The following is a 6047-nucleotide window of genomic DNA, read 5'->3' on the forward strand; positions in this document are numbered from 1 at the left end:
TCTGGAAGACGGCATCCTCGTCGAGCACTTCGTGACCTCGGCCGCCTCGGCGTCGCTGGTGGGCAATATTTACCTGGGCATCGTCCAGAACGTGCTGCCCTCGATGGAGGCTGCGTTCGTCGACATCGGCCGCGGCCGCAACGGTGTGCTCTACGCCGGTGAGGTCAACTGGGAAGCCGCCGGACTGGGCGGCTCCAACCGCAAGATCGAGCAGGCCCTCAAGCCCGGTGACTGCGTCGTCGTGCAGGTGAGTAAGGATCCGGTCGGGCACAAGGGCGCGCGGCTCACCACCCAGATCTCGCTCGCCGGCCGCTACCTGGTCTACGTGCCGGGCGCCTCGTCGACCGGAATCAGCCGCAAGCTGCCCGACACCGAACGGCAGCGGCTCAAGGAGATCCTGCGTGATGTCGTTCCGGCGGACGCCGGGGTGATCATCCGCACCGCCTCCGAAGGCGTCAAGGAAGACGACATCCGCGGCGACGTCAACCGGCTGCAGGAGCGCTGGAACACGATCGCGGCCGAAGCCGAGCGGATCAAGGGCAATCGGGCCGGAGCGGCGGTGGCGCTCTACGAGGAGCCCGACGTCCTGGTCAAGGTGGTCCGCGACCTGTTCAACGAGGACTTCTCCGGCCTGATCGTGTCCGGTGACAGCGCCTGGGAGACCATCACCGGTTATGTGAATTCGGTTGCGCCCGAGCTGCTTCCCAAGATCACCAAGTACTCGCCGGCCGGCGGCGGGGACGGGCCGGACGTGTTCGCGGTCCACCGGATCGACGAGCAGCTGGCCAAGGCGATGGACCGCAAGGTCTGGCTGCCCTCAGGCGGCACCCTGGTGATCGATCGCACCGAGGCGATGACGGTCGTCGACGTCAACACCGGCAAATTCACCGGCGCCGGCGGCAATCTGGAGCAAACCGTCACCAAGAACAACGTTGAGGCGGCCGAGGAGATCGTGCGCCAGCTGCGGCTGCGCGATATCGGCGGCATCATCGTCGTCGATTTCATCGACATGGTGCTGGAATCCAACCGCGATCTGGTGCTGCGCCGGCTTACCGAGGCCCTGGCCCGTGACCGCACCCGCCACCAAGTCTCCGAGGTGACCTCGCTGGGACTGGTGCAGCTGACTCGCAAGAAGCTGGGCACCGGCCTGGTCGAGGCGTTCTCCAGCACCTGTGCGCAGTGCAGCGGCCGCGGCATTCTGGTGCACGCCGAACCGGTGGACCACGCACCTGCTGCCGGTCGCAAGGCCGAAAGCACCGCCGGCGGCGGCGGTCGGCGCAGCAGGCGAGGCCGCAAGGGCCGCACCGAAGAGGCCGGGCCGGTGGCCGAGGTCGCGCGGGTGCCCTCGCACGTGCCGGGTGAACACCCGATGTTCAAGGCGATGGCCGCGGCCAAGACCGGCGACGAAGAGGACGGCGACGAGGAGCTCGCCGAAGACTTCGAGGCACTCGTGGGTGAAGACGGCGTGGTCGTCGAGGCTGCCGAGCTGGACCTGGTGGCCGACCTCGACGATGAGGACGAGGACGACCTCGACGACGAGGACGACGACCTCGACGAGGACGATGAGGACGACGACCTCGACGAGGACGACGACGAGGACGAGGACGACGACCTCGACGAGGACCTCGACGAGGACGATGAGGACGACGACGAGGACGATGAGGACGACGACCTCGACGAGGACGATGAGGACGACGACGAGGACGACGACGAGGACGACGACAAGGACGACGACGAGGACGCCGATGAACCCCGCGAGATCGTCGCCGAACAGGCGCCCCCGGGGCGCCGTCCGCGCCGCAGAGCCGCGGCCCGGCCTGCCGGACCACCCGTGGTTTGACCCTCCGGCGCTGGTCCGAGTACCCTTGACCAGTTGCCGCCAGGCCAGGATTTTCACCGAGCCGGCGGCCCGCAATCCAGACCAGCCCGCGCTAGGGAATAGCGCGCGCGCACGACTGAAGAGGAACTGATGGCCGACAACGCCAGCTACGCGATCGTCAAGACCGGTGGCAAGCAGTACAAGGTCGCCGTCGGCGACATCGTGAAGGTCGAGAAGATCGAGTCCGAGCCGGGCGCTTCGGTGTCCCTGCCGGTGGCCCTTGTCGTCAACGGCGCCACTGTGACCACCGACGCCGGCGAGCTGGCCAAGGTCGCGGTCACCGGCCAGATCCTCGAGCACACCAAGGGCCCGAAGATCCGCATCCACAAGTTCAAGAACAAGACCGGCTACCACAAGCGCCAGGGGCATCGTCAGCCGCTGACCGTGCTCAAGGTCACCGGAATCAACTGATGAGCCGTCAGGCGAAGAACCAGAACATCTAGCCGCAGGAGGCGACAGACATGGCACACAAGAAGGGCGCTTCCAGCTCACGCAACGGACGCGAGTCCAATGCCCAGCGACTCGGCGTCAAGCGGTTCGGCGGCCAGGTGGTCAAGGCCGGCGAGATTTTGGTGCGGCAGCGCGGCACCCACTTCCACCCCGGCGTGAACGTCGGACGCGGCGGCGACGACACCCTGTTCGCCACCGCCCCCGGTGCGGTCGAATTCGGCGAGAAGCGCGGTCGCAAGGTCGTCAACATCGTTCGCACCGCGCGACCGGAGTAGCTTGCCCCGCTTCGTCGACCGCGTGGTGATTCATACCCGCGCGGGCAACGGCGGTAATGGGTGCGCGTCGGTGCACCGGGAGAAGTACAAGCCGCTCGGCGGCCCCGACGGCGGTAACGGCGGTCGCGGCGGCAGTGTTGTGCTGGTGGTCGACCCCCAGGTGCACACGCTGCTGGACTTCCACTTTCACCCGAACGTCGTCGCCCCCTCCGGCAAGGGCGGGCAGGGCGGAAGCCGCGACGGCGCCGCCGGCACCGATCTGGAGGTCCGCGTTCCCGACGGCACCGTGGTGCTCGACGAACAGGGCCGGCTGCTGGCCGACCTGGTCGGTGACGGGACACGTTTCGTCGCCGCCGAGGGCGGCCGCGGCGGCTTGGGCAACGCCGCGCTGGCCTCTCGGGCCCGCAAGGCCCCCGGCTTCGCGCTGCTGGGCGAGAACGGTCAGGCCCGCGACCTCACGCTGGAGCTGAAAACCGTCGCCGACGTCGGGCTGATCGGGTTTCCCTCGGCGGGCAAGTCGTCACTGGTCTCGACCATCTCGGCGGCCAAACCCAAGATCGCCGACTACCCGTTCACCACGCTGGTGCCCAACCTGGGTGTGGTCTCCGCCGGCGAGCACACCTTCACCGTGGCTGACGTGCCGGGTCTGATCCCCGGCGCCTCCGAGGGGCGCGGCCTGGGTCTGGACTTCCTGCGGCACATCGAACGGTGCGCGGTGCTGGTGCACGTCGTCGACTGCGCCACTCTGGAGCCCGGGCGCGACCCGGTCTCCGACATCGACGCCGTGGAGGCCGAACTCGCCGCCTACCAGCCCACCCTGCAGGGTGACTCGACGCTGGGCGACCTCGCCGAGCGGCCGCGGGCGGTGGTGCTGAACAAGATCGACGTACCCGAAGCACGCGAACTGGCCGACTTCGTCCGCCCCGACATCGAGATGCGCGGCTGGCCGGTCTACGAGGTGTCCACGGTGGCGCGGGAAGGCCTGCGCGAGTTGATCTTCGGGTTGTGGGACATGGTGGCCGCCTACCGGGCCGCGCAGCCGCCGGTGGTGGCCCGTCGGCCGGTGATCCGTCCCGTTCCGGTGGACTCCAGCGGCTTCACCGTCGAACCGGACCCCAGCCACACCGGCGGATTCATCGTCCGCGGCATCCGGCCGCAGCGCTGGGTCGCCCAGACCGACTTCACCAACGACGAGGCGGTCGGATACCTCGGCGACCGGCTGGCCCGGCTGGGTGTGGAGGACGAACTGTTCAAGCGTGGCGCCAAATCCGGCTGTTCGGTGACCATCGGCGATATGACATTCGACTGGGAGCCGCAGACTCCGGCCGGGGTGGACGTCACTCTGTCCGGGCGCGGCACCGACATTCGGGTGGAACGCAACGACCGGACCGGTGCCGCTGAGCGCAAGGAGGCCCGCCGCCAGCGCCGTGAGGCTGAGGACGAGCAGTGAGCTTGCACCGCAACGCGGTTCGCACGGCGCGCAGCATCGTCGTCAAGATCGGCACCACCGCGCTGACCGACCCGTCCGGGCTGTTCGACGCCACCCGGCTGGCGGCCCTGGCCGACGCCATCGAGGCGCGGATGAAGGCCGGCACCGACGTGGTGATCGTGTCCTCGGGCGCCATCGCCGCCGGGATCGAGCCGCTGGGCCTGAGCCGCCGGCCCACCGATCTGGCCACCAAGCAGGCCGCCGCCAGCGTCGGCCAGGTGGCGCTGGTCAATGCGTGGAGTACGGCGTTCGGCCGGTACCAGCGCACGGTCGGGCAGGTGCTGCTGACCGCCCACGACATCGCCCAGCGGGTGCAACACACCAACGCCCAGCGCACACTGGACCGGCTGCGGTCGCTGCACGCGGTGGCGATCGTCAACGAGAACGACACGGTGGCCACCAACGAGATCCGGTTCGGCGACAACGACCGGCTCTCGGCGCTGGTGGCCCATCTGGTGGGGGCCGACGCGCTGGTGCTGCTGTCCGACATCGACGGCCTGTACGACGCCGATCCGCGAAAAGGTAACGCGCGCTTCATCGCTGAAGTCGCCGGGCCCGACGATCTGGCCGGTGTGGTGGCCGGGCAGGGCAGCAAACTGGGCACCGGCGGGATGGCTTCGAAGTTGTCCTCGGCGCTGCTGGCCGCCGATGCCGGGCTGCCGGTGCTGCTGGCTGCGGCCGCCGACGCCGCCGACGCGCTCACCGAGGCGTCGGTGGGCACCGTCTTCGCCCCCCGTCCCACCCGGATGTCGGCCCGCCGGTTCTGGCTGCGCTACGCCGCCGAATCCGCCGGCTCGCTGAGCCTGGACGCCGGCGCGGTGCGGGCCGTGGCCACCCAGCGACGCTCCCTGCTTCCCGCCGGGATCACCGCGTGCTCGGGACGGTTCTTCGGCGGCGATGTCGTGGAACTGCACGGCCCGGACGGCGAGCTGGTGGGCCGCGGCGTAGTGGCTTACGACGCAACCGAATTGGCGAGCATGGTCGGACGTTCCACGGCGGACCTGCCTGCGGAGTTACGCCGACCGGCCGTTCACGCCGACGATCTCGTCCCGGTCTGACCCAGAAAACCGCTCAGCCCCGCGACGGCCTGACCCGCGACGTAGCGGATCACCGCCGCCCTTTCCGCGGCGGCTTCCAGCGCGTCGTCGTCGGCCTGCCGGACCGGGACGCCGTGCGCGGCGGCTGTCGCCTCGACGCAGTCCCGCACCGCCGGATCGGCCAGCACCAGCGCCGCCGGGACCCCCGGGCTCATCTGCTTGCTGCGGATCAGACCCTTGAATTTGACGTCCGCCGGGATGTAGAGGGTGAAGACACCCCGGTCGAGCTTGAGGTCGGCGACCACCGCGATGACTGTCAGGGCGGTGTGGCTCAGGCCGCTGAGCAGCATTCCCCGGCCGGGGAACCGCCATATCGGCAGCCGGTTCACCCGTTCGGTGACCGCGTCGGTGACCAGGTAGCCGACCAGCCGGCGGGTGCGGATCTCGGTGACCCGCGACCAGTCCACCTCGTCGCCGTCGAACTCGATGCCGTCCGGACTGACCACCACCGAACCGAACTGGTTGAGCTGACGGGCCAGCCCGCGGACCGGACCGGGTAGGTTCAGCAGCCCAGCGGCCGCCTCGCCGACCCCGATGCCCCAGCGCTCGGTGGCCGGACCTGGGTCGGGGCGGACGGGTTTGATCACGGCGCTGACGGTGCCCACCGCGAGTGCGGTGGCGATGTCGACGACAGAAGGCATGGGGGAGACCCTACCGTCGTCGAGACAGGGCAAACCGGAAGCACTGCGGTGGTGGAGCATGGGCTTCAGGCGCTCAGCACGGCGGTCAGCGCGGCGTCGATCATCTGGGTGTCGCGGGTGGCGATCGTCAGATTGCGGCGCAGCGCCTGAGCGACGATCGCCCGGTCGAACGGATCCTTGTGCGGCCAGGGCAGCCGTCCGGCCAGGATGGCATCG

6 protein-coding genes are annotated in these 6047 nt (G+C 69.5%); 5 read left to right on the forward strand and 1 reads right to left on the reverse strand.

What is annotated here, in order from left to right:
* From ADBZ6I_RS15270 to proB, 5 genes are all read left to right on the forward strand, one after another.
* On the forward strand, nt 1–1840 hold a 1840-nt coding region (locus ADBZ6I_RS15270; protein WP_526385298.1), incomplete at its 5' end, for an Rne/Rng family ribonuclease.
* Nucleotides 1841–1969: 129 nt separating this feature from the next.
* Nucleotides 1970–2290, forward strand: a complete 321-nt coding sequence (rplU, locus tag ADBZ6I_RS15275) for a 50S ribosomal protein L21 (protein ID WP_526385300.1) — start codon at nt 1970–1972, stop codon at nt 2288–2290.
* Between the two features lie 50 nt (nt 2291–2340).
* Entirely contained in the window at nt 2341–2604 is a 264-nt protein-coding gene (gene rpmA / locus ADBZ6I_RS15280; RefSeq protein WP_526385302.1) for a 50S ribosomal protein L27, read from the forward strand.
* Between the two features lies 1 nt (nt 2605).
* Nucleotides 2606–4054, forward strand: a complete 1449-nt coding sequence (gene obgE, locus ADBZ6I_RS15285) for a GTPase ObgE (protein ID WP_526385304.1) — start codon at nt 2606–2608, stop codon at nt 4052–4054.
* A complete protein-coding gene (proB, locus tag ADBZ6I_RS15290) occupies nt 4051–5151 on the forward strand; it encodes a glutamate 5-kinase (RefSeq protein WP_526385306.1) in 1101 nt (366 codons plus the stop codon). The genes obgE and proB overlap by 4 nt, the downstream gene beginning before the upstream one ends.
* Here the strand turns inward: proB and ADBZ6I_RS15295 are convergent.
* Entirely contained in the window at nt 5124–5831 is a 708-nt protein-coding gene (locus ADBZ6I_RS15295) for a hypothetical protein (RefSeq protein WP_526385308.1), read from the reverse strand. The two genes, proB and ADBZ6I_RS15295, sit on opposite strands and share 28 nt — an antisense overlap.
* Between the last annotated feature and the right edge of the window lie 216 nt (nt 5832–6047).

Origin of the sequence: Mycobacterium sp., assembly GCF_044342925.1 — a bacterium.
Taxonomy (GTDB): domain Bacteria; phylum Actinomycetota; class Actinomycetes; order Mycobacteriales; family Mycobacteriaceae; genus Mycobacterium.

Coding starts and splice junctions, on each gene's coding strand:
- rpmA (WP_526385302.1), top strand. CDS start 2,341: ATGGCACACAAGAAGGGCGCTTCCAGCTCACGCAACGGACGCGAGTCC.
- rplU (WP_526385300.1), top strand. CDS start 1,970: ATGGCCGACAACGCCAGCTACGCGATCGTCAAGACCGGTGGCAAGCAG.
- ADBZ6I_RS15295 (WP_526385308.1), bottom strand. CDS start 5,831: ATGCCTTCTGTCGTCGACATCGCCACCGCACTCGCGGTGGGCACCGTC.